The following is a 20,846-nucleotide window of genomic DNA, read 5'->3' as shown; positions in this document are numbered from 1 at the left end:
CCGGCCGCGGGCGCGTCAGGGGGCGCTGAGGACGGTCTCGCCGACGTCGACGAACCCGGGCTTCTGCGCCACGAGCTGACCCTTGCGGACCACCTGGAACGTCACCTCGTGGTTGACGATCCGGGGGAAGCGGGGCGCGCCGAGCATGTCCTCGTACCGCCAGCGCAGCGCCGGGGTGAGGCCGCCGGTGTCGATCCGGACCCCCTGGTCCAGGGCGTGCGCGACGGCCCCCGCCGTGATCGAGTCGGTGTCGAGCGACTCGATCACCTTCTTCAGGACGGTGTACGCGATCCAGGTCGTCTGGACGCCCGCGTCCGTCGGGTCGACCCGGTTGTCGACGAACGCGTGCTCCTTGATGACCTTGCGCATCGGCGCCCAGCGCTCGTCGTTGGCCTCCGGGTACCAGCCGGTGACGTACGCGCCCTCGAAGGGGCTGTGCGCGCCGCCGGTGCGGTCGATGACGGGCTGGCTGACGCTGCCGAGCACGGAGGAGATCCGTACGCTCTCCGCGTCCTCGCCGCCCCCGGAGCCGTCGCCGGAGCCGTCGCCGGAGCCGCCCCCGGAGCCGTCGTCGGAGCTGTCGTCGTCCGAGCCGCCGCCGGAGCCGTCGCCCGTGGCGTCCTCGTCCGCCGGGAGGCGGCGGAAGGAGTCGAAGAAGGTCTGGGTGCGCTCCCCGAGCACGGCGGCGACGCAGCCGTCGTCGGCGCCGGCCCTGGTGCGGGCGCGCTCGGCCTGCGCGGTGTACTCGGCGGCGTCCTCGACGGCCGGGATGTCGGTGGCGCCGTCGTGGCTGCTCTTGCGCAGCCCGGAGTTGAGGAGGTCGGGCAGCTTGTCACCGGCGAGGGTGTCGGGCCGGACGAGGGAGACCTTCCGGCAGGACTCGGCGAGCTGCATGCCGTGACCTGCCATCAGCGAGGCGAGTCCGCCGTTCACCGGGTAGGACAGCGGGCTGGTGAACTCGTCCTCGGAGATGCCGTAGCCGCCGATGTACGGGATCTCGGCCGCCTCCAGGGGCGCCATGAAGGCGCGCCCGTTCTGGCTGTACGAGCCGACGACGGCGACGACCTTCTCGCGGACGGCGCGGCGGGCGCAGGCGGCGGCACCGGAGGAGGTGTTCTGCTCGTTGCAGGTGAGGATCTTGAGTTCGTGGCCGTCGATGCCGCCGGAGGCGTTCACCCAGCGGGCGAAGGCCTGGGCCATGGCGGGCATGCCGGGCTGGTTGGTGGCGCGGGTCCCGTCGGGTGCCCAGGTCATGACGGTGACGGGCTCCCTGGATCCCCCCGTGGTCCCAGGAATCACGCCGCAGCCGGTGAGCAAGGACGCCCCGGCCGCTGCCGTCGTGACGTACGCGAGGAGTGAGGTCAGTCGCCTACCGGTCATGGACACGCACAATTCCGCCCCACGGGTAACGCAGAAGTGTGCATGGTTCAACGAGGGGTGACGTCACGGTGAATTCCCGGGGGCCGCGGCCAAGCGGGGAGGGATGGTCCGCCGATCTTGACGGGGGAACGTACGATCGAACGGTGTCCAGTCCAGTCTCAGGTTCGGTGAACTCTTCCCGTCGCGGCCGTCGCTCCTCCACCATGGGCGGCATGCCGCTCAACGACTTGCCGTGGTGGCGCTGGCGCAGCAACGTGCGCTCGGCGCTGCACATGCTCTCCGACCCCGGGTTCCACGAGACCACCTGGCTGGCCGGCCAGGAGGGGTACGGCGACGTCACCGACGCCGTCTACCGCCTGGTCGAGGACACGTGGCTGGACAACTGGTCCGCCGAGAAGTACGTCGGGACGATCTTCCGCGACTCGGGCGAGGCCGCGCTGGTGGACGTCGCCGTGCTGCGGGTGCTGCGGATCATGCACCAGGTGGGGCCGGACGCGCCGTTCTCGGCGTACATGGAGCACCACGGGTGGCCGGAGGCCGTGCGCGCGGCCCGCGAGGCCCACGTACGGATGGCGTCCTCGGACGGTGAGGACCCGGACACGCCCCCGCGCTCCCTGGACGTGCTGCGGATCATGACGGGGTCCGTCTGACGGACGGAGGCGGTACCCAGGTGGCCGGATATGAAAGGCTACGGGGATGACCGACCAGTACGTCCTCACGCTTTCCTGCCCGGACAAACAGGGCATCGTGCACGCCGTGTCGAGCTACCTCTTCATCACGGGTTGCAACATCGAGGACAGCCAGCAGTTCAAGGACCGGGACACCGGCCTCTTCTTCATGCGGGTCCACTTCTCGGCGGAGGAGCCGGTGACCGTGGAGAAGCTCCGCGCGAGCTTCACGGCGGTGGGCGACTCGTTCGCGATGGACTGGCACATCAACCGGGCCGACGAGCGGATGCGCGTCGTGCTGATGGTGTCGAAGTTCGGCCACTGCCTGAACGACCTGCTCTTCCGCTCGCGCATCGGGGCGCTGCCGGTGGAGATCGTCGCGGTCGTCTCGAACCACACGGACTTCGCTGAGCTGGTCGGCTCGTACGGCATCCCCTTCCGCCACATTCCGGTCACGAAGGACAACAAGGCGGAGGCGGAGGCGGAGCTGCTCGCGCTGGTGCGCGAGGAGAACGTCGAACTGGTCGTGCTCGCCCGCTACATGCAGGTCCTCTCGGACGACCTGTGCAAGCAGCTGTCGGGCCGGATCATCAACATCCACCACTCCTTCCTGCCGAGCTTCAAGGGCGCGAAGCCCTACCACCAGGCGCACGCGCGCGGCGTGAAGCTGATCGGCGCGACGGCCCACTACGTGACGGCCGACCTCGACGAGGGCCCGATCATCGAGCAGGAGGTCGAGCGGGTGGGCCACGAGGTCACCCCGGACCAGCTGGTGGCGGTCGGCCGCGACGTGGAGTGCCAGGCGCTGGCCCGCGCGGTGAAGTGGCACGCGGAACGCCGCATCCTCCTGAACGGCCGCCGCACGGTCGTCTTCGCGTAGCGGACCGCTGCGGCGCGGGCGGTCCGCTGCCGCGCGGGCGGTCCGCGGAGCGCGGGCGCCTCGCGCTACAGCCGGCTCAGACCGGCCGCCGCGAAGAGGACGTCCCGGATGGCCTCCCGGTCGCCGTCCTGGCCCACCGCGGCCTCCTCCGGCGGGACATGGCCCGCCACGAGCTGGCAGAACTCGACGCCGTCCATCGCCACCTGGGCCACCGCGTGGTCCGGGGAGCCTATGGCCGCGGGGGAGTCCAGGGCGATGTACCAGTGGCCGCCGCCCGAGCCCTCGACCTCCAGATGGAGCGAGCGGCCCGGGGCGCCCGCCGCCACCAGCTGGCGGGCCGGGGACGCCAGGCCCGCGCGCCGTCAGCCGGCCAGCGCCGCCGGAAGCAGCCGCGCCGCCAGGTCGATCATGTCGTGCAGGTGCGCCCCGCTCGGCGGCTCGTACGGGTACGCCACCGCGTTCGCGATGTCGTCCGCGTGCACCCAGCACTCGAACGCCCGCTCAAGCAGCGAGTCCCGCATCGGCAGCGCGAAGTCGCCGTACGTCACCGTCAGATCCGCCACGCCCCGCCCGGCGAACGACACCGTGCGGATCAGCGTGTGGCTCTGCTCCCGCCACGGCTCCCGTACCCCGCGCGTCGGCGGGTGGTACGAGCCCCGCCAGTAGGCCTCCGTACGCTCCGTCGGCACGACCTCCGTGGACGTCGGCCCCAGCGGGTCGTCCAGGCCGAGCGCCGTCGACACCAGGCCGTCCACCGTCAGCAGATGACCGATCACCCCGGCCACCGTCGTCTTGCGCGTGACCGGCCGCTCGCCCTCGAACCACTTCAGCCGGACCGGCGCGTGCCACTCCGACTCGCCGATGTCCCGCAGCAGCGCGTCGAGCCGTGCCGTCTCCGCGTCGTACGGAGTCGCCCAGCCGGGCACCGGGATCCTGGCCGGGCGCCTGCCCAGGCAGTTCTCCAGGACCCGGGAGCGCAGCAGCGGGTCCAGATCCAGGTCCCGCTCGGAGTGCAGCAGCCCGACCGCGTCCCGCAGCCGCAGCGCCTCGTCCGCACACGGCGCGCACTCGGTCAGATGGTCCTCGACCGCCTGGGTCTCCTCCGGCGAGCACGCCGAGAGCGCCCACGCGCCGAGCAGCGATTTCAGGACACTGTGCGTCGGGGGCACGGGTGGTGCGGGGGGCGCGGGCGGCGGCGGTGGCGCGGGCGACGGTGCGGGCGGCGGTGCCGACGGCGGGAGGCCCTCCACCGGCTCGACCACCGGCGTCACCGTCTCCACCGGCGTCACCGGCTCAACCGCCGGCGTCACCGGCTCGACCGGCTCGATCCGTGCCGTCAGGTCCGCGTGGTCGTCCGCCGCCGCCCGCTGGCCAGGTATCCGTGGAGCGCGCGCCACGCCGTCGGGCGTGTCGTCCGGGCCGTTCACAGCGAGCGTCCGTACCCGGGCGGCGAGGACCCCTCCAGCGGGCGCGTGTTCGCCGTCGACAGCAGCTGCAGTCCGAGCCGCAGCCGGCGCCGTGCCTCGTCCTCCGTCACGCCGAGGTCCGCCGCCGTCTGGCGGTAGTCGCGGCGCTGGAAGTACGCCAGTTCCAGGGCCGCCCGCAGCGGCGCCGGCATCGACGTCACGATGTAGTCGGCGCGGGCCGCGACCGAGGCCCGGCGCACCTTCTGCTCCAGCTCCTCCGCCGAACCCTCCCCGGTCTCCGCGTACGCCGTCGCCTCCGTCTGGCGCAGCCGGTACACGGCCTGGCGCTGGGTCAGCTTGGCCACCCACGAGCGCATGTTGCCCTGCTTCGGGTCGTAGGCGTCGGGGTTCTCCCAGATGTAGCCGAAGACCTCGCGGGTGACCTGGTCGGCGGCGTCGTCGTCGTCGAGGACCCGGTGCGCGAGGCTGTGCACCAGCGAGGCGAACCGGTCGTACAGCTCGCCGAGCGCGGCGGCCTCACCGCGCGCCAGCCGCTGCTGCATCCTGCGGTCCCAGCGCGGTGGTGTGTCCTTCGCCATGCGTCGACCTCCCGACCCGAGTTCACCCTCCAAAGTAATGGGCCGCCCGACAGCGCACTCCCCTTTGCGGCAAGTACGCCCCCCGGGCGGGGCCGGATGGTAAGGAAAGCGTCATCCACGATCCGGAGGGTTTCGAGTCGCGGCCCCTGGGAAGCGGGTGGGGATGGGAACGACTGCCTCCGCTTGAAGCCACCGCTTCCTCCCGAAGGGCGCGCACGCGTGAACCTCCACGTCGACGAAGAAGAGCAGGGCTCCTGGACCGTGCTGCGGATCAGCGGGGAGCTGGATCTGCTGACCTCGCCGCTGGTCAGGAGACGTGTCCACGACGCGGTCGCGGGCGGTCGCCACGACGTCGTCCTCGACCTCTCGGAGGTGCTGTTCTGCGACTCCAGCGGCGTGGGCGTGCTGATCGCCTCGCGTCGGTTGATGCGCTCCTGCCAGGGCCGGCTGCACGTCGTCCTGCCCGAGCGCGGCTCGGAGGACGCCTCGCACGTCAACCGGGTGCTGGCCGCGCTGGGAGTGCGCCGCCTGTTCGACGTGTACGGGGACGTGGCGGACGCGGTCGACGACGAGGCGCTCCCGCTCTCCGCGTAGCGATGCCCGCGTGGCGTGTCCTCCGGTCGCCCGTCCCTCTCTGCACGGCGGCCCGGATCGTCGTACCCTCCCTGGAATGGAGCCCATGGAACCCGAGCAGGACCCCGGACAGCTCTACGAGCACCGGATCGCCCGCCGTTTCGCCGCCTTCGACCAGGACGGCGACGGGACGATCTCGCGCGACGACTTCACGACGGCGGCCAAACGGCTGCTCCGGGAGTTCGACGTCTCGTTCCGCTCCGACCGGGGCCAGGCGTTGTGCGACGGCGCCGAGGCGTTCTGGCAGGGCATGGCGGGGATCGCCGACGTCGACGGGGACCAGAAGGTCAGCCGCGAGGAGTTCCTCGGCGGCGCCGTGAAGCGGCTGCACGACCACCCCGAGCGGTTCGCCGAGATCGCCCGGCCCTTCCTGCACGCCGTCCTCGCCATCGCCAGGACCCCCGCCGAGGTGGAGCGCGGTCTGCTGGCCCTCGGCATCCCGCCGGTGCCGGCCGCGCTGAGCGCCCGTACGCTCCCGACCGTGGCCTCCGGCTCCGTCGACGAGCAGGCGGCGGTGGACGCGTTCGCGCACTACTTCATGACGGAGTAGCCGGGCTCGACGACCGGTGACCGGGCCCATCGACCGGTGACCGGGCCCATCGACCCGTGACCGGGCTGTTCAGCCGGTGGCCGGGCCCGGGCCCGCTCCGTAGCGCTCCCTCAGCTTGTACTTGAGCACCTTCCGCAGCGTCTCGTTACGAGGCAGGGCCTCCACCACCTCCAGCTGCTCCGGCAGCTTGTGGACCGAGAGGCCCTGCGCGCGCAGGAACGCCGTGACGCCCGCCAGGGTCAGCGGCTCCGCGCCCGGAGGCTGCTCGATCACCGCGCAGACCCGTTCCCCCCGGTCGGGGTCCGGCAGGCCGACCACGGCCGCGTCGCCGACCCCCGGGTGCTCGTGCAGCAGGTCCTCGATCTCCTTGGCGGAGATGTTCTCGCCCTTGCGGATGATGATGTCCTTGATCCGCCCGGTCAGGACGAGATGCCCGCTCGCGGTGACGTGCCCCACGTCGCCGGTGATCAGGAAGCCGTCCTCGTCGAAGGCGGCGGCGCTCTGCGCCGGGTCCAGATAGCCCTGGCAGACGGCCTCGCCGCGCAGCCTGACCTCGCCGTCGTCCGCGATGCGTATCTCCATCCCGGCCGGCGGCCGCCCCTCCGTGGTCGCCAGGTTCTCCGGGGTGTCGTCCGGTGAGCCCATGGTGATCATCGGGACCTCGGTCATGCCGTACCCGTGGGTGAGCTGGCACCCCATCTCCCGTACGACCGCGTGGTAGACCTCCGGCGGCTTCGGCGCCCCGCCGCCGGCGAGCAGCCGCAGGCTCGGCAGGAGCTTCTCGCCGGGCGGGAGTTTGCGCTGCTCGGCGAGGAACATCGCGTAGAAGGCCGTCGACCCGCCGGCCACGGTCACCCCGTGCCTGCGGTACTCCGCCAGCGCCTCGGGAAGCGCGAACTGTTCGAACATCACCGCGGGGAATCCGTAGAGCAGCAGCATCACCGTGTAGTCCGGTCCGGCGATGTGGGCGTACGGGAACGCCATCGAACCGACGTCGTCCTCGGTCAGGTGCAGCGCGTGCGCGAGGCAGGAGCCGCCCGCGATGAGGGAGCGGTCGGTGTGCAGGACGCCCTTGGGGTCGGAGGTCGTGCCGGAGGTCCAGTAGATCCACCGGACGTCCTGGCCGGAGGCGGGCGGCGGCGGCAGGACGGCCGGGTCGCCGTCGGGCAGTGACGCGGGGCCGTACGCCTCGAAGACCCCGCGCGCGCCGAGCCGGTGCGCCAGGTCCGTGTGGTCGAAGCCGCGCCACACGCCCGGCACGGCGAAGTACTCGGCCTTCGACTCGCGCAGCGCGAAGCCGACCTCGCGGTCCCGGTAGAACGGGATGACCGGGGTCTGCACGGCGCCCAGGCGGGCGAGGGCGAAGGAGAGGACCGCGGTCTCGATCCGGGTGGGCAGCTGCCAGGCCACCACCGTGCCGGGCCGCACGCCCATCCCGTACAGCCCGGCGGCGCACCGCTCGGCGCGGTCCCGCAGCTCGCCGAAGGTGAGGGAACGGTCCTGCTGGAGGAGGACCGGCCGGTCGGGGGTGAGGGCGGCGCGGCGCTCGACCAGCTCCCAGAGAGTGCGGGAGGCGCCCAGGGTGTGTGCGGTCTCGGTCACGACGATCCCCTCCGCCGCCAGAGCTGACGACTAGTCAGATTGTCTGGAGAGCGTAGAGGTCCGCTCCTTGTCGGTCCAGGGGTGCGGGGCTAGCCTGAGAGCGATCGGTATCTGACGGGCCATCAGAAATGGGAGAGGGTCTCAGTCTCATGACGGAACTTCCACGGATCATCAGCGTCGACGACCACGTGATCGAACCGGCCCACCTCTTCGACACCTGGCTGCCGGTCAAGTACCGCGACCGCGGACCCCAGCCGCTGACCGCCGGGATCGGCGAGCTGGCGTACGTCGGCGGCAAGTACCAGATCACGATGGACCCCGACGGGCCGCCGACCGACTGGTGGATCTACGAGGACCTGAAGTTCCCGTACAAGCGCAACATCGCCGCCGTCGGCTTCGAACGGGACGACATGACCCTGGAGGGCATCACCCGCGAGGAGATGCGGCGCGGCTGCTGGGACCCGGTCGCCCGGCTCAAGGACATGGACCTCAACCACGTCGAGGCGAGCCTCTGCTTCCCGACCTTCCCCCGCTTCTGCGGCCAGACCTTCGCCGAGGCCAAGGACAAGGAGGTCGCCCTCGCCTGCGTCCGCGCCTACAACGACTGGATGGTCGAGGAGTGGTGCGGCGACAGCGGCGGCCGGCTCATCCCGCTCTGCGTCATCCCGCTCTGGGACATCGACCTGGCGGTCGCCGAGATCCGCCGGAACGCCGCGAGAGGCGTCAAGGCCGTCACCTTCTCCGAGATCCCGACCTACCTCGGGCTCCCCTCGATCCACTCCGGCTACTGGGACCCGTTCTTCGCGGTCTGCCAGGAGACCGGAACGGTCGTCAACATGCACATCGGCTCCAGCAGCCAGATGCCCGCCGCCTCCCCGGACGCCCCGCCCGCCGTGCAGGCGTCGCTCAGCTTCAACAACGCGATGGCCTCGATGATGGACTTCCTCTTCTCCGGGGTCCTGGTGAAGTTCCCCCGGCTGAAGCTCGCCTACAGCGAGGGCCAGATGGGCTGGATCCCGTACGCCCTCGAACGCGCCGACGACGTGTGGGAGGAGCACCGCGCCTGGGGCGGAGTGCGCGACCTGATCCCCGAACCGCCGTCGACGTACTACTACCGGCAGATGTTCTGCTGCTTCTTCCGCGACAAGCACGGCATCGCCTCGCTGGACGTCGTCGGCCGCGACAACGCCACCTTCGAGACCGACTACCCGCACGTCGACTCGACCTTCCCGCACACCAAGGAGGTCGCCCTCGACCACGTCCGGGGACTCGACGACGAGACGGTCTACAAGCTGATGCGCGGCAACGCCATCCGCATGCTGGACCTCGGAATCGTCTGATGGACCTCGCGGACGGCGCGGCGGAGGAGGCGTACCGGGCGCGGCTGCGGGAGTGGCTCGCCGGCGTCCTGCCGACGCTGCCGCCGAAGCCCGATCCGCTGGACTGGCCCGGGCGGCGCGCTTACGACTGCGGCTGGCAGCGGCGGCTGCACGACGCCGGGTACGCGGACGTGCACTGGGACGCCCCGCCGACCCAGCGGCTGATCTTCCTGGAGGAGACCGAGCGCGCCGGCGCGCCGTACGTCGGCGCCAACTTCGTCGGGCTGCTGCACGCGGGGCCGACGATCGCCGCCGAGGGGACGGCCGAGCAACGGGAGCGCTGGCTGGGGCCGGTGCTGCGCGGCGACGAGGTGTGGTGCCAGGGTTTCAGCGAGCCGGACGCGGGCTCCGACCTGGCCTCGCTGCGGACGCGGGCGGTACGGGACGGGGACGCCTACGTCGTCTCCGGCTCGAAGATCTGGACCTCGCACGCGGAGGTCGCCGACTGGTGCGAGCTGCTGGTGCGGACGGACGCCGGCGGACCCAAGCACCGGGGGATCACCTGGCTCGCGATGTCCATGGACACGCCCGGGATCACCGTACGGCCGCTGCGGACGCTCGCCGGGTCGACGGAGTTCGCCGAGATGTTCCTCGACGAGGTCCGGGTGCCGGTCGGCAACCGGGTGGGGGACGAGAACGACGGCTGGCGCGTGACGATGGTGACCCTGTCCTTCGAGCGCGGTACGGCGTTCGTGGGCGAGGTCGTCGCCTGCCGGCGCGTGCTGGGCGAACTCGCGGGAGCGGCCCGGAAGAACGGCACCTGGGACGACACGGGTGTGCGGCGGCGCCTGGGACGGCTGAGCGCGGAGTTCCGCGCGCTGTGGCGGCTGACCCAGTGGAACGTCAGCGAGGCGGAGGCGACCGGCGGGGTGCCCGGGATCGGGGGCTCGGTCTTCAAGCTCCGCTACTCGCACGCGCGCCAGGAGCTCTACGACACGGCGGCGGACGTGCTGGGGCCGGACGCGCTGGACCTGGACCGGGACTGGACCGTGGACCGGCTCTCCTCGCTGTCGTACACGATCGCGGCGGGGACCAGCCAGATCCAGCGCGACATCGTCGCCGAGCGCATTCTCGGCCTGCCGAAGGGGCGGTGAGGGGTGGTGGTGAACTCGTGGACTTCCGGCTGACGGACGACCAGAAGGCGCTGAGGACGGGCGTACGGGAGCTGCTGGAGGGGCGCTTCGGACGGGAGGCGCTGCGGGCGGCGGTCGAGGGCGCCGGGCTCGACCGGGGGCTGTGGCGGGAGCTGGGGGCCGCCGGGTTCTTCGCGCTCCGGCTGCCGGAGGCCGAGGGCGGCGTGGGGCTCGGACTGCCCGAGGCGGTGCTCGTCTTCGAGGAGGCGGGGCGGGTGTTGCTGCCGGGGCCCTTGATCGCCACGCATCTGGCGGCGGGCGCGGTGGAGGGGGCCGCGGAGGGGGAGGCGGTGGTGACGGCCGTCGACGGGGCGTTGGTCGAGTGGCTGGACGCGGCGGACGTGGTCCTGGGGGACGCGACCGGCGCCGTGCCCGTGCGGTCGGTGGACCCCCTGACCCCCGTGCACCGGCTGCCGGGGCGCGGCGGAGCCGGCGGGACGGGCTCCGTCGCCGCCCTCCTGACCGCTGCCGAGCAGCTCGGGAGCGCGGGGCGGACGACCGAGGCGGCGGTCTCGTACGCCCGTACCCGGGAGCAGTTCGGGCAGGCGATCGGCGCGTTCCAGGCGGTCAAGCACCTGTGCGCGGAGATGCTCGTACGGACGGAGGTCGCCCGGGCGGCCGTGTACGGTGCCGCCGTCACCGGGGACCCCGTCGAGATCGCCGGGGCCAAGCTGCTCGCCGACGAGGCCGCGGTGGCGTGCGCGCGGGACTGTCTCCAGGTGCACGGCGGCATGGGGTTCACCTGGGAGGCCGACGTGCACCTTCACCTCAAACGGGCCTGGGTGCGGGCCGAGCGCGGACCGGCGAAGGCGCGCGCGGAGGAGGCCGAGGCGGCCGCGCTGTAGCCGCCCGGTGCGCGGGCGCTCACGCAGCGTCGATATCGGGTTGTGTCCTTCGGGCGGGCCGTCACGGCCCGGAGTCGGGGTCCCGCTCCGGTACCCTCCGTGGGATGCGAGTGGTTGTGAGCCCGGACCGTCCCGGTGTCGCCGAAGCGGTGACCCCGGATCGGACGGTGCCCGCCGCTGATACCCCGTGGAGGCGCTGGACGGCCTCCTGTTCGACTCCCCGCAGCGTGCGTCGCACAGTATGGACCATGCGTACTCCTTCGCGCTGGAATATGCCCGAAGCGCTTGTTGCGGTGACTGTACGTCAACCATGCTGTCTCACAAGGGAATCACGGTCCGTGAGGACGTCGATGGCTGTGAGGCGCGAGGCGATGTGTCCGCCGGTTCGGATGGTGTGAGCGGTGCAGGTGCTTCAGGTTCAGTTGGAGGTCGGGCCGGACCCGGCGGAGGTGGGGCGGGCCCGGCGATGGGCGCGTTCGAGGCTCGCCGGATCGGGCATAGGCGATGACGAGCCGCTGGCCGAGACGCTGGTGCTGCTCATCTCCGAGCTCGTGACCAACGCGGTGGTGCACACGGGCTGTCCGGCCGTGCTGCGCATGCTGTTCGGCGCGGGCTGTCCGGAGGCCGGGACGGTACGGGTGGAGGTCGCCGACTCCAGCGACCGGCCGCCGCGGCCCCGGCACGCGCACGGCGACGACACCAACGGGCGCGGGCTCGAGCTGGTGGACGGCCTGGCGGACCGGTGGGGATGGCAGCGCGAGGGTGCGGGCAAGAGCATCTGGTGCGAGGTCGACCGGGGGGCGCCGATGACGCCTCCGGCGCCGGCGGCGGGCCCGGCGGCGCTGACCTCCACGGTCGGCTCGGTCGCCGGCTCCGCGGGCTCGGTGGGCTCCGCAGGCTCCGCGGGCTCGGTGGGCGCGGCGGCTTCGGCGGCTTCGGGGGCTTCGGCGGCGAGCTCCGGTACATCGGTGCACTGTTGACGGTTCGTGGGGATTTGTTCACCCTGGGGTGAGCGATTCGTCGCGAGGGGACGACGAGGGCGTGCGCGGACGTCGCGCTGCCCTCGACGAGTGCGGGTCGTGGCCGGGTGGCGGTGGCGGTCGTGCCGTGCTCGGGGCGCGCGCGAGCGCGCCGCCACCCGCCGTAGGGCCGTGAGTCGGCGTCGTTTCAGAGAATCGCCACCGGCGCCACCGGTGTGCCCGTGCCGCCGACGAAGGGCTCGGGCATCGCGGAGAGCAGGAACGCGTACTGCTCGCGTTGTGCACAGGCTGTGGACAGACTTTCCAGATTCCAGTTCTGCCCTTGGAGCATGCCCATCTCGACCAGGTCGAGGGCGTGCACGGGTAGCCAGAGGTTCTCGATCTCGGGCGGGAAGATCTCGAAGGTGAGCGTGTCGTTGGCGACGGCGGCGACGTCATGGGCGTGGAACCACTCGGGCGTACGGATGGAGAGGCCGGGGGAGGGGAACGCGTAGCCGTGCCTGTCGCCGGCCAGGTACTGCCGGACCTGGCCGGTCCGTACGAGGACGATGTCGCCGGCCCGGACGGTGACCCGGCCGAATTCGGCCGCCTCGTCGAGGTCTTCGGGGGTGACGGCGTGGTCGCCGGGCAGCCGGTCGAGGCCCTTGGCGGCGGCGACGTCGAGGAGGACGCCCCGGCCGGCGATGTGGCGGGCGGTGTGGATGCCGCTGTACGCGGAGCGGCCGTGCGGGGTGATCGTGGCGGCGGGGCGGCCGTTGTAGATCTTGCCGGAGTGCGAGACGTGGGTGAGGGCGTCCCAGTGGGTGCCGGCCTGGAGGCCGAAGGTCACGGCGTCGTCGCTGGTGGCGACCGTACCCGGGCCGAAGAGCTCCTGGTTGATCTGGACCATGACGTGGAGCGGGTTGACCCGGCCGGGGATCATCCCGGTCTGCACGCCGTCCTGCCGGAGGTCGAGCGCGAGGGGGACGCGGTGGCCGGAGCGGACGGTGGCGACGGCCTCGCGTACGGCGTCGTCGGTGATCAGGTTGAGCGTCCCGATCTCGTCGTCCCGGCCCCAGCGGCCCCAGTTGTTGACGCGCTTGGCGATGTCGTGGAACTCGGCGGGGAGTTGCGGGGGCCGGGAGGCGGAGTCGGGCACGGGGTCGGACGCGGGGTCGGACGCGGGGTCGGAGGCGGGCTCGGACGCGGGGAGGCGTTCGGGGGTGGACGCGTGGTCCGAGGCATGGTCTGAGGCGGTATCTGACATCGGGGGCTCCGCGGGTCTTGTTCTCCGGTATCTGACGGGTCGTAGAATCCAGCTGACGAACGAATCTAACGGACCGTCAGAAAATGCGGGAAGGGGCCGGGCGTGGGGAACTTCTTGGCAGGCAAGGTCGTGGCGGTGACGGGGGCGGGGCGCGGCATCGGGCGCGCGGTGGCCCTCGCCTGCGCGGCGGAGGGGGCCAAGGTCGTCGTCAACGACTACGGAGTCTCCATCGAGGGCGGCGAGCCGACGTCCGAGGTCGCGCTGGCGGTGGTGAAGGAGATCGAGGCGGCGGGGGGTTCGGCGGTCGCGGTCGCCGACGACATCTCGACGATGGCGGGCGGGCAGCGGATCGTCGACGTCGCGCTGGCGGAGTACGGGCGGATCGACGGGGTCGTGTGCGTGGCGGGGATCCTGCGCGAACGGATGCTCTTCAACATGTCCGAGGAGGAGTGGGACCCGGTCGTCGCGACGCACCTGAAGGGGACGTTCACGGTCTTCCGGGCGGCGTCGGCGGTGATGCGCAAGCAGGGCGGCGGGACGCTGATCGGCTTCACGAGCGGCAACCACCAGGGGTCCGTGGCGCAGGCGAACTACTCGGCGGCGAAGGGCGGGATCATCTCGCTGGTGCGGTCGGCGGCGCTGGGGCTGCACAAGTACGGCGTGACGGCGAACGCGGTGGCGCCGGTCGCGCGGACGCGGATGTCGGCCAACGTCCCGATGGAGCTGAAGGAGATCGGGGAGCCCGAGGACGTGGCGGCGCTGGTCGTCTACCTGCTGTCGGACCGCGCGCGGGAGGAACGCATCACGGGCCAGGTCTACACGATCGCGGGTCCGAAGATCGCGGTCTGGGCCCAGCCGAGGGAGCTGCGGGCGGGCTACGCGGAGTCGGGCGCGTGGACGCCGGAACGGATCGCGGACTTCCTGCCGGGGACGGTCGGGGTGGACCCGATGCCGATGCTGGCGCTGCTGGAGGAGATGGCGAGGGCGGCGGCGCAGGGCTCCCGCCCGAACGGGTAGGACGGCACGCTCACGAGGCGGGGCAAGGGGCTCGGGGTCCGCACCGGCGGGGGTTCGGGGCCCGCACCGGCAGAGGTTCGGAAAGGGGGCGGGGAGGTTCCCCGGTCCCGTGACAGGGGAGGCGTACGTCATGAGAGGTGTCGTCTACGACGGCAAGCAGGTCCAGGTCGTGCACGACCTGGAGGTCCGCGAACCCGGCCCCGGTGACGTGCTCGTGCGCGTCGCCGCCGCTGGGCTCTGCCACAGCGATCTCGCCGTCATCGACGGCACGATCCCCTTCCCCGCCCCCGTCGTCCTCGGACACGAGGGCGCCGGGGTCGTCGAGGCCGTCGGGCCCGGCGTCACCCATGTCGTCCCCGGCGACCACGTGGCCCTCTCCACGCTCGCCAACTGCGGCGCCTGCGCCGACTGCGACCGCGGCCGCCCCACCATGTGCCGTAAGGCCATCGGCATGCCCAAGCGGCCGTTCTCCCGTACCGGCACGGGCGAGCCGCTCTACCAGTTCGCCGCCAACTCCTCCTTCGCCGAGAAGACCGTCGTCAAGGCCGTCCAGGCCGTGAAGATCCCCTCGGACATCCCGCTCACCTCCGCCGCCCTCATGGGCTGCGGCGTCCTCACCGGCGTCGGCGCCGTCCTCAACCGGGCCGGGGTCGACCGCGGCGAGACCGTCGTCGTGATCGGCACCGGTGGCGTCGGACTCAACGTCCTCCAGGGCGCCCGGATCGCCGGCGCGCTCACGATCGTGGCCGTCGACACCAACCCCGCCAAGGAGGAGACCGCCCGCCGTTTCGGCGCCACGCACTTCCTCGACTCCACGGCGGCCGTCCGGGACATCCTCCCCACCGGCGCGGACCACGTCTTCGAGTGCGTCGGGCACGTGGGCCTCGTCCGGCAGGCGGTCGACCTCCTCGACCGGCACGGGCAGGCGATCCTCCTCGGCATGACCGCACCCACCGCCGAGGCGAGCTTCCCGCCCGCCGCGATGTTCCTCGACAAGTCCATCCTCGGCTGCCGCTACGGCTCCTCCCGCCCGCAGAAGGACATCGCCCTCTACGCCGACCTCTACCGCGAGGGCCGCCTCCTGCTCGACGAACTCGTCACCGCCACGTACCCCGTGGAGGAGTTCGCCCGGGCGACGCGGGACGCCGAGCAGGGCAAGGTCGCGCGGGGCGTGCTGACGTTCTAGGGGGCGTCCTGTGGACCACGCCGGGCTCGCGCGCCTGGGTCCAGCCGCCGGCTTCTAGCCCGCCGCCGCGCGGAACGTCCGCCGGTACGTCGTCGGTGTCACGCCGATCGCCGACTGGAGGTGCGACCGCAGCGACTGAGGCGTGCCGAAGCCCGCGTCGCGAGCAACCTGGTCGACCGGCAGGTCCGTGGACTCCAGGAGGTGGCGGGCCCGTTCGACCCGCTGCTGGGTCAGCCACTGGCCGGGGCTGACGCCGACCTCGTCCCGGAAGCGGCGGGTGAACGTCCGTACGCTCATGGCCTCCCGTACCGCGAGGTCCCGCAGCTGGATCGGCTCGTGCAGATGCGCCAGCGCCCAGGCCCGCGCCGTCGTCGTCCCCGCCGTCCCCGCCTCCGGCACCGGCCGCTCGATGTACTGGGCCTGCCCGCCGTCCCGATGCGGCGGTACGACGGTCATGCGGGCCACGTCGTTGGCGACGGCGCTGCCGTGGTCCCGGCGCACGATGTGCAGACACAGATCGATCCCGGCCGCGACGCCCGCCGAGGTCAGCACGTCCCCGTCGTCGACGAAGAGGACGTCCGCGTCGACGCGCACCTTCGGGAAGATCCGCTGGAAGTGCGCGGCCGAGGCCCAGTGCGTGGTGGCGCGACGCCCGTCGAGGTGGCCGGCGGCGGCCAGCACGTACGAGCCGGTGCAGATGGAGACGAGCCGCGTGCCGGGCCGGATGCGCGCGAGCGCCGCCGCGAGCTCGTCCGTCAGCCGGCCCTCGTCGTGCACCGGGCCCAGTTCGTACGAGGCCGGCACCACGACCGTGTCCGCCGTGGCGAGTGCCTCCGGGCCGTGCTCCACCTGGATCGCGAAGTCGGCGTCCGTCCTGACCGGCCCCGCGACCGGGGCGCAGGTCACGATCTCGTACAGCGGCCGTCCGTCGGCGGCCTTGGCGCGGCCGAAGATCCGGTGGGGAATGCCCAGCTCGAAGGGGAGGAGGCCGGGCAGGGCCAGGACGGCGACGCGGTGCGGCACGTAAAACCCCTTGGTGGTCCAGACCACTTCTGCTAGAAGTCGGATCCGTGACGGACAAGCAGACGGACAGCCCGGCCGGCGGCCGCAGGGACAGACCGACGACCACGCAGGCGCAGTACCCCTCCTACAAGTCCCCGGGCCGGGACCTCATTCCCGGCACGCTGCCGGTCGAGGCCCCCGCCCTCTGGAACCGCGACTTCCGGCTCTTCTTCGTGGCCCGGGCGGCCGCCGTCTTCGGCGAGGGCATGGTGCCCGTCGCCCTCGCGGCCGGCCTGCTCGGCGCCGGGTACCCGGGCTCCTCCGTCGGCTACGCACTCGGCGCCTGGATCGGGCCCTTCGCCCTCTTCGTCATCGTCGGCGGGGTCCTCGCGGACCGGTTCACGGCCCGCCGGATGATGGTCCTCGCCGATCTGATCCGGCTGCCCGGCGCGGCCGTGCTCGCCGTCGCCTTCGCCGTCGGCAGCCCGCCCCTCTGGGCGGTGTACGCCCTCAGCGCCCTCAGCGGCATCGGCGCCGCGCTCTTCCAGCCGGGCGTCGCGTCCACGATCCCGCGCATCGCCCCCGACGTGCAGCGCGCCAACGCGGTCCTGCGCGTCGTCGAGTCGCTGATGACGATGGCGGGACCGGCCGTCGCGGGCGTCCTCGTCGCGCTCACCGGTGGCGCGGGCGCCGTCTACGGGCTCAACGGCGCGACCTTCGCCGTCAGCGCGCTCTGCCTCACCCTGATGCGGCTGCCCGCCCGGCCCGCCGACTCGGTCCGGCGCGGCTCGCTGCGCGCCGAGATGGTCGTCGGCTGGCGGGAGTTCACGGCGCGGAGCTGGCTGTGGGGCGTGATCGCGATCTGGACGGTGTACGGACTCACGGTCGCCGGGCCGATGGTGCCGCTGACCGCGACCCTGGTGACCGGCGACCACGGCTCGGCCACGTACGGCTGGCTGATGGCCGTCGCGGGCGCGGGCAACGCGGCCGGCGGGCTGCTCGCCCTGCGGCTGCGGCCCCGCCGCCCGCTCGCGGCGGGCGCGGTCGCCCTCCTCGGGCTGCCGGTGAACCTCGTCCTGCTGGGCGTCGGCGCGCCCGTGGCGCTGCTCGGGCTCGGGCAGTTCCTGGGCGGCGCGGCCTTCGCGTTCTGGTTGGTCATGTGGTCGACCTCGGTCCAGACGCACGTGCCGCAGGACGCGCTGAACCGGATGCACGCCTACGAAGTGGCCGGCTCGCTCCTGATGATGGCGGCGGGCCGGGCGCTCGCGGGCCCGGTGGCGGAGGCGGTCGGCACGGAGGAGGTGCTGCTGGCGGGTGCCGTCATCGCGGTCCTCGTGGTCGGGGCGCTGCTCGCGGTCCGGCCGATCAGGGGACTGCCGCGGGCGTGAGCGGGGACGCGGAAGGGCGCCTGAGCGGGGTCGCGGAAGGGCGCCTGTCAGGAGCGTGTCCCGATCCTTGCGAAAGCTGTCATTCGGGCCAATGGTGGGGAGGGCGCCGGGCCAGCAAGCTGTGTGACGTGACCCAGACAACCGAGAGGCAGGCGCCGCCCCTCTCTCCCCGCACGCCCCGCGTCCACCGCGCATGGTCCGTCGCCGTCGTCACCTTCGTGACGATCATCGGGGCGGCTGCCTTCGCCTCGCTGCCGACGCTGCTGATCGAGCCACTGCACGGTGAGTTCGACTGGTCGCGCGGCTCGATCGGCTTCGCGGTGTCGGTGAACCTCGCGCTGTACGGACTGACGGCGCCGTTCGCCGCCGCGCTGATGGACCGGTTCGGCATCCGTAAGGTCGTCGCGGTCGCGCTGAGCGTGATCGCGCTCGGCTCGGTGCTGACGGTGTGGATGACGCAGCCGTGGCAACTCGTCCTGTACTGGGGCGTCCTCGTCGGTCTCGGCAGCGGCTCGATGGCGCTGGCGTTCGCGGCGACGGTGACGAACCGGTGGTTCGTGGCCCGGCGCGGGCTGGTGACCGGCATCCTGACGGCGGCGGGCGCGTCGGGCCAGCTGGTCTTCCTGCCGCTGCTCTCCTGGCTGGTCGAGAACGAGGGCTGGCGCCCGGCGGCGGTGACCGTCGCGCTCGCGGCGCTCGCGGTCGTCCCCTTCGTGTGGCTGCTGCTGCGGGACCACCCGGCGGACGTGGACCTCGCCCCGTACGGCGGTGAGTTCGTCCCGAAGCCGGCCCCGGTCACGGGCGCGGCGCGGCGCGCGGTGACGGTGCTGTTCAAGGCGGCCCGCACGGGCCCCTTCTGGCTCCTGGCGGGCACCTTCGCGATCTGCGGGGCGTCGACGAACGGCCTGGTGAGGACCCACTTCGTACCGGCCGCCCACGACCACGGGATGCCGATCACGGCGGCGGCCGGGCTGCTCGCGGTGATCGGGGTCTTCGACGTGGTCGGCACGATCGCGTCGGGTTGGTTCACGGACCGCTTCGAGGCGCGCCGCCTGCTGGCGGTCTACTACGCGCTGCGCGGGGTGTCCCTGCTCTTCCTGCCGATGCTGCTCGCGCCGACGGTCCACCCACCGATGATCTTCTTCATCGTCTTCTACGGCCTGGACTGGGTGGCCACCGTCCCGCCGACGATCGCCCTGTGCCGCGAGCACTACGGCGAGGACAGCGCGATCGTCTTCGGCTGGGTCCTCGCCTCCCACCAGGTCGGCGCGGCCGCCGTGGCCTTCGCGGGCGGCGTGGCCCGCGACGTCTTCGGCTCGTACGACGTCGTCTGGTACGCCTCGGGCGCCCTCTGCGCGGCGGCAGCCCTCATGGCCCTGATCATCCGCCGCCGCGAACCGGCAGCCCTGGCCGCGGCCGCCTAGGTGTATCAACCCTACGGGTCGATACACCTAGCCGCTGAAGCGCCCGAAGCGGCCGCGGTGGAAGAGGAGGGGCTCGATCTCGTCCTCGGTGGGGGTGCCCAGGGCCTCCACGCGGCCCACCACGATCAGGTGGTCGCCGCCCGTGTGGACGGTGGTGATCGTGCAGTCGATCCAGGCCGGGGCGCCGGTCAGCCGGGGGGAGCCCGTGGCCGGGGCCGGGTCGTACGGGACGCCCGCGAACTTGTCCGTGCCGCTCCGCGCGAAGCCCAGGCACAGCTCCCGCTGGTCCGCGCCCAGGACGTTCACGCAGAACGCGCCGGCCCGGGCGAGCCGGGGCCAGGTCGTCGACGTGCGGGCGACCATGAAGGCGACCAGGGGCGGGTCCAGGGAGAGCGAGGCGAACGACTGGCAGGCGAAGCCGGTCGGCCCGTCCGGGTCGAGGGCCGTCACGACGGTGACCCCGCTCGCGAAGTGCCCGAGCACGCGCCGGAACTCGGCCGGGTCGACGGCCGGCCGCTCGTCCTCGCCCACCGCCCGCAGCCGGGGCCGGGGCCGGTGAAGCGATTCGGCAGCCGTCGGCGAGCCGGCGGACCTGAGGTATCGGACGGCGGTGGCCGCCATCCCAGCGTGTCCCATCACATCTCCCATTAGAGCTGACGGCTCGTCAGATCGGAACCCCGGATGCGGCCCGAACCGGAAACGCGACCGCCACCCGCACCTCGAAGGGCCTCAGCGACCCTCGTACCGGGGTGTCCGGCGTTCCACGAAGCTCGCGACGCCCTCGTTCGCGTCCCGCGTCGTCATGTTGATCTCCTGTGCCGCCGCCTCCGCGGTGAAGGCGGCGGTACGGTCCGTGTCCAGCGAGGCGTTCACCAGCTGCTTGGTCAGGGTGAGCGCCCGCGTCGGGCCCTGGGCCAGGCGCTCCGCCCACTCCCGCGCCGTCTTCTCCAGCTCCTCCGCCGGCACCACCCGGTTCACCAGGCCCAGCTCCCGGGCCTCGGCGGCCGTCACCGCGTCGCCGAAGAACATCAGCTCCTTCGCCCGCTGCGGCCCGATCAGCCTCGGCAACAGATACGCCCCGCCTCCGTCCGGCACCAGGCCCCGTCGTACGAACACCTCGATGAACGTCGCCGGTTCCGCCGCGAGCACCAGGTCGCACGCGAACGCCAGATGCGCCCCGATCCCGGCCGCCGTCCCGTTCACCGCGGCGATCACCGGCTTCTCGCAGTCCAGTACGGCTCCGATGAACCGCTGCGCGCCCTGCCGGATCGTCCGCGCCACGTCCCCCGGCACCCTCCCCCCGCCTCCGGCCGGGGGGTCCCCCCTCTCGCTTCGCCCGCCCGACGACGGCCCGCCCCGCAGATCCGCCCCCGCGCAGAAGCCCCGCCCGGTCGCCGTCAACACCACCGCCCGTACGGCCGGGTCACCGGACGCCTCGCCGAGCAGCGCGATGATCCGCTCCCGCTGGTCCCAGGTGACCGCGTTCATCGCCTCGGGCCGGTTGAGCGTGATCCACGAGACGCCGTTC

Annotated in this window: 19 protein-coding genes and 1 pseudogene; 12 read left to right on the top strand and 8 right to left on the bottom strand. The window is 72.6% G+C overall.

The window, feature by feature from the left end:
* Positions 1-15 precede the first annotated feature (15 nt).
* Positions 16-1,380, bottom strand: coding sequence for an ABC transporter substrate-binding protein (locus tag ACIPPS_RS27050; RefSeq protein ID WP_401437010.1), 1,365 nt, complete (start codon positions 1,378-1,380; stop codon positions 16-18).
* Positions 1,381-1,583: 203 nt separating this feature from the next.
* Between ACIPPS_RS27050 and ACIPPS_RS27045 the strand changes: the two genes are divergently transcribed.
* Complete coding sequence (locus ACIPPS_RS27045) at positions 1,584-2,030, top strand: hypothetical protein (protein ID WP_401437716.1); 447 nt, start codon at positions 1,584-1,586, stop codon at positions 2,028-2,030.
* A gap of 46 nt (positions 2,031-2,076) precedes the next feature.
* Positions 2,077-2,928, top strand: coding sequence for a formyltetrahydrofolate deformylase (gene purU / locus ACIPPS_RS27040; RefSeq protein WP_401437008.1), 852 nt, complete (start codon positions 2,077-2,079; stop codon positions 2,926-2,928).
* Between the two features lie 65 nt (positions 2,929-2,993).
* Here purU and ACIPPS_RS27035 read toward each other — a convergent pair.
* Both ACIPPS_RS27035 and ACIPPS_RS27030 read right to left on the bottom strand, forming a co-directional pair.
* Positions 2,994-4,355: pseudogene (locus ACIPPS_RS27035) on the bottom strand (zf-HC2 domain-containing protein).
* The gene (locus tag ACIPPS_RS27030; RefSeq protein ID WP_401437005.1) at positions 4,352-4,933 is read right to left on the bottom strand and encodes a sigma-70 family RNA polymerase sigma factor; all 582 of its coding nucleotides are present in this window, start codon (positions 4,931-4,933) and stop codon (positions 4,352-4,354) included. Before ACIPPS_RS27030 ends, ACIPPS_RS27035 begins: the two are co-directional and overlap by 4 nt.
* 219 nt (positions 4,934-5,152) lie before the next feature.
* On the opposite strand from ACIPPS_RS27030, the gene ACIPPS_RS27025 reads away from it, so the two are divergent.
* Positions 5,153-5,527, top strand: coding sequence for an STAS domain-containing protein (locus ACIPPS_RS27025; protein WP_401437002.1), 375 nt, complete (start codon positions 5,153-5,155; stop codon positions 5,525-5,527).
* A gap of 76 nt (positions 5,528-5,603) precedes the next feature.
* The gene (locus ACIPPS_RS27020) at positions 5,604-6,116 is read left to right on the top strand and encodes an EF-hand domain-containing protein (RefSeq protein WP_401437000.1); all 513 of its coding nucleotides are present in this window, start codon (positions 5,604-5,606) and stop codon (positions 6,114-6,116) included.
* A gap of 69 nt (positions 6,117-6,185) precedes the next feature.
* Here the strand turns inward: ACIPPS_RS27020 and ACIPPS_RS27015 are convergent, their stop codons facing one another.
* Positions 6,186-7,718, bottom strand: a complete 1,533-nt coding sequence (locus tag ACIPPS_RS27015) for a class I adenylate-forming enzyme family protein (protein WP_401436998.1) — start codon at positions 7,716-7,718, stop codon at positions 6,186-6,188.
* Between the two features lie 149 nt (positions 7,719-7,867).
* Here ACIPPS_RS27015 and ACIPPS_RS27010 point away from each other — a divergent pair, with 149 nt between their 5' ends.
* The 4 genes from ACIPPS_RS27010 to ACIPPS_RS26995 all read left to right on the top strand — a co-directional run bounded on the left by ACIPPS_RS27010 (position 7,868) and on the right by ACIPPS_RS26995 (position 12,055).
* Positions 7,868-9,058, top strand: a complete 1,191-nt coding sequence (locus ACIPPS_RS27010) for an amidohydrolase family protein (RefSeq protein ID WP_401436996.1) — start codon at positions 7,868-7,870, stop codon at positions 9,056-9,058.
* Positions 9,058-10,191 carry an acyl-CoA dehydrogenase family protein gene (locus ACIPPS_RS27005; protein WP_401436994.1) on the top strand — a complete coding sequence of 378 codons (1,134 nt, stop codon included), beginning with the start codon at positions 9,058-9,060 and terminating at the stop codon, positions 10,189-10,191. Before ACIPPS_RS27010 ends, ACIPPS_RS27005 begins: the two co-directional genes overlap by 1 nt.
* Before the next feature lie 17 nt (positions 10,192-10,208).
* Positions 10,209-11,075, top strand: a complete 867-nt coding sequence (locus tag ACIPPS_RS27000; protein ID WP_401436992.1) for an acyl-CoA dehydrogenase family protein — start codon at positions 10,209-10,211, stop codon at positions 11,073-11,075.
* A gap of 401 nt (positions 11,076-11,476) precedes the next feature.
* Positions 11,477-12,055, top strand: coding sequence for an ATP-binding protein (locus ACIPPS_RS26995; RefSeq protein WP_401436989.1), 579 nt, complete (start codon positions 11,477-11,479; stop codon positions 12,053-12,055).
* 187 nt (positions 12,056-12,242) lie between these two features.
* On the opposite strand, the gene ACIPPS_RS26990 is transcribed toward ACIPPS_RS26995, so the two are convergent.
* Entirely contained in the window at positions 12,243-13,301 is a 1,059-nt protein-coding gene (locus ACIPPS_RS26990; protein WP_401436987.1) for a cyclase family protein, read from the bottom strand.
* Positions 13,302-13,403: 102 nt separating this feature from the next.
* Here ACIPPS_RS26990 and ACIPPS_RS26985 point away from each other — a divergent pair, with 102 nt between their 5' ends.
* On the top strand, positions 13,404-14,318 hold the full coding sequence (locus ACIPPS_RS26985) for an SDR family oxidoreductase (RefSeq protein ID WP_401436984.1): 915 nt from the start codon (positions 13,404-13,406) through the stop codon (positions 14,316-14,318).
* A 130-nt stretch (positions 14,319-14,448) separates the two neighbouring features.
* Positions 14,449-15,504: a Zn-dependent alcohol dehydrogenase gene (locus ACIPPS_RS26980; protein ID WP_401436982.1), complete on the top strand. Its 1,056-nt coding sequence runs from the start codon at positions 14,449-14,451 to the stop codon at positions 15,502-15,504.
* Between the two features lie 54 nt (positions 15,505-15,558).
* Here the strand turns inward: ACIPPS_RS26980 and ACIPPS_RS26975 are convergent, their stop codons facing one another.
* Positions 15,559-16,527 carry a GlxA family transcriptional regulator gene (locus ACIPPS_RS26975; protein ID WP_401436979.1) on the bottom strand — a complete coding sequence of 323 codons (969 nt, stop codon included), beginning with the start codon at positions 16,525-16,527 and terminating at the stop codon, positions 15,559-15,561.
* Between the two features lie 149 nt (positions 16,528-16,676).
* Here ACIPPS_RS26975 and ACIPPS_RS26970 point away from each other — a divergent pair, with 149 nt between their 5' ends.
* Both ACIPPS_RS26970 and ACIPPS_RS26965 read left to right on the top strand, forming a co-directional pair.
* Positions 16,677-17,894: an MFS transporter gene (locus ACIPPS_RS26970; protein WP_401437714.1), complete on the top strand. Its 1,218-nt coding sequence runs from the start codon at positions 16,677-16,679 to the stop codon at positions 17,892-17,894.
* Between the two features lie 128 nt (positions 17,895-18,022).
* On the top strand, positions 18,023-19,318 hold the full coding sequence (locus tag ACIPPS_RS26965) for an MFS transporter (RefSeq protein WP_401436976.1): 1,296 nt from the start codon (positions 18,023-18,025) through the stop codon (positions 19,316-19,318).
* 27 nt (positions 19,319-19,345) lie between these two features.
* On the opposite strand, the gene ACIPPS_RS26960 is transcribed toward ACIPPS_RS26965, so the two are convergent.
* Entirely contained in the window at positions 19,346-19,939 is a 594-nt protein-coding gene (locus ACIPPS_RS26960; protein WP_401437712.1) for a flavin reductase family protein, read from the bottom strand.
* A gap of 108 nt (positions 19,940-20,047) precedes the next feature.
* Complete coding sequence (locus tag ACIPPS_RS26955) at positions 20,048-20,806, bottom strand: enoyl-CoA hydratase/isomerase family protein (RefSeq protein WP_401437710.1); 759 nt, start codon at positions 20,804-20,806, stop codon at positions 20,048-20,050.
* Between the last annotated feature and the right edge of the window lie 40 nt (positions 20,807-20,846).

Origin of the sequence: Streptomyces sp. NPDC090127 (assembly GCF_044746945.1) — a bacterium.
Classification (GTDB): Bacteria; Actinomycetota; Actinomycetes; order Streptomycetales; family Streptomycetaceae; genus Streptomyces.
The sequence above is the reverse complement of the archived record's forward strand: the minus strand, read 5'-3'. Positions and strand labels throughout refer to the sequence as shown.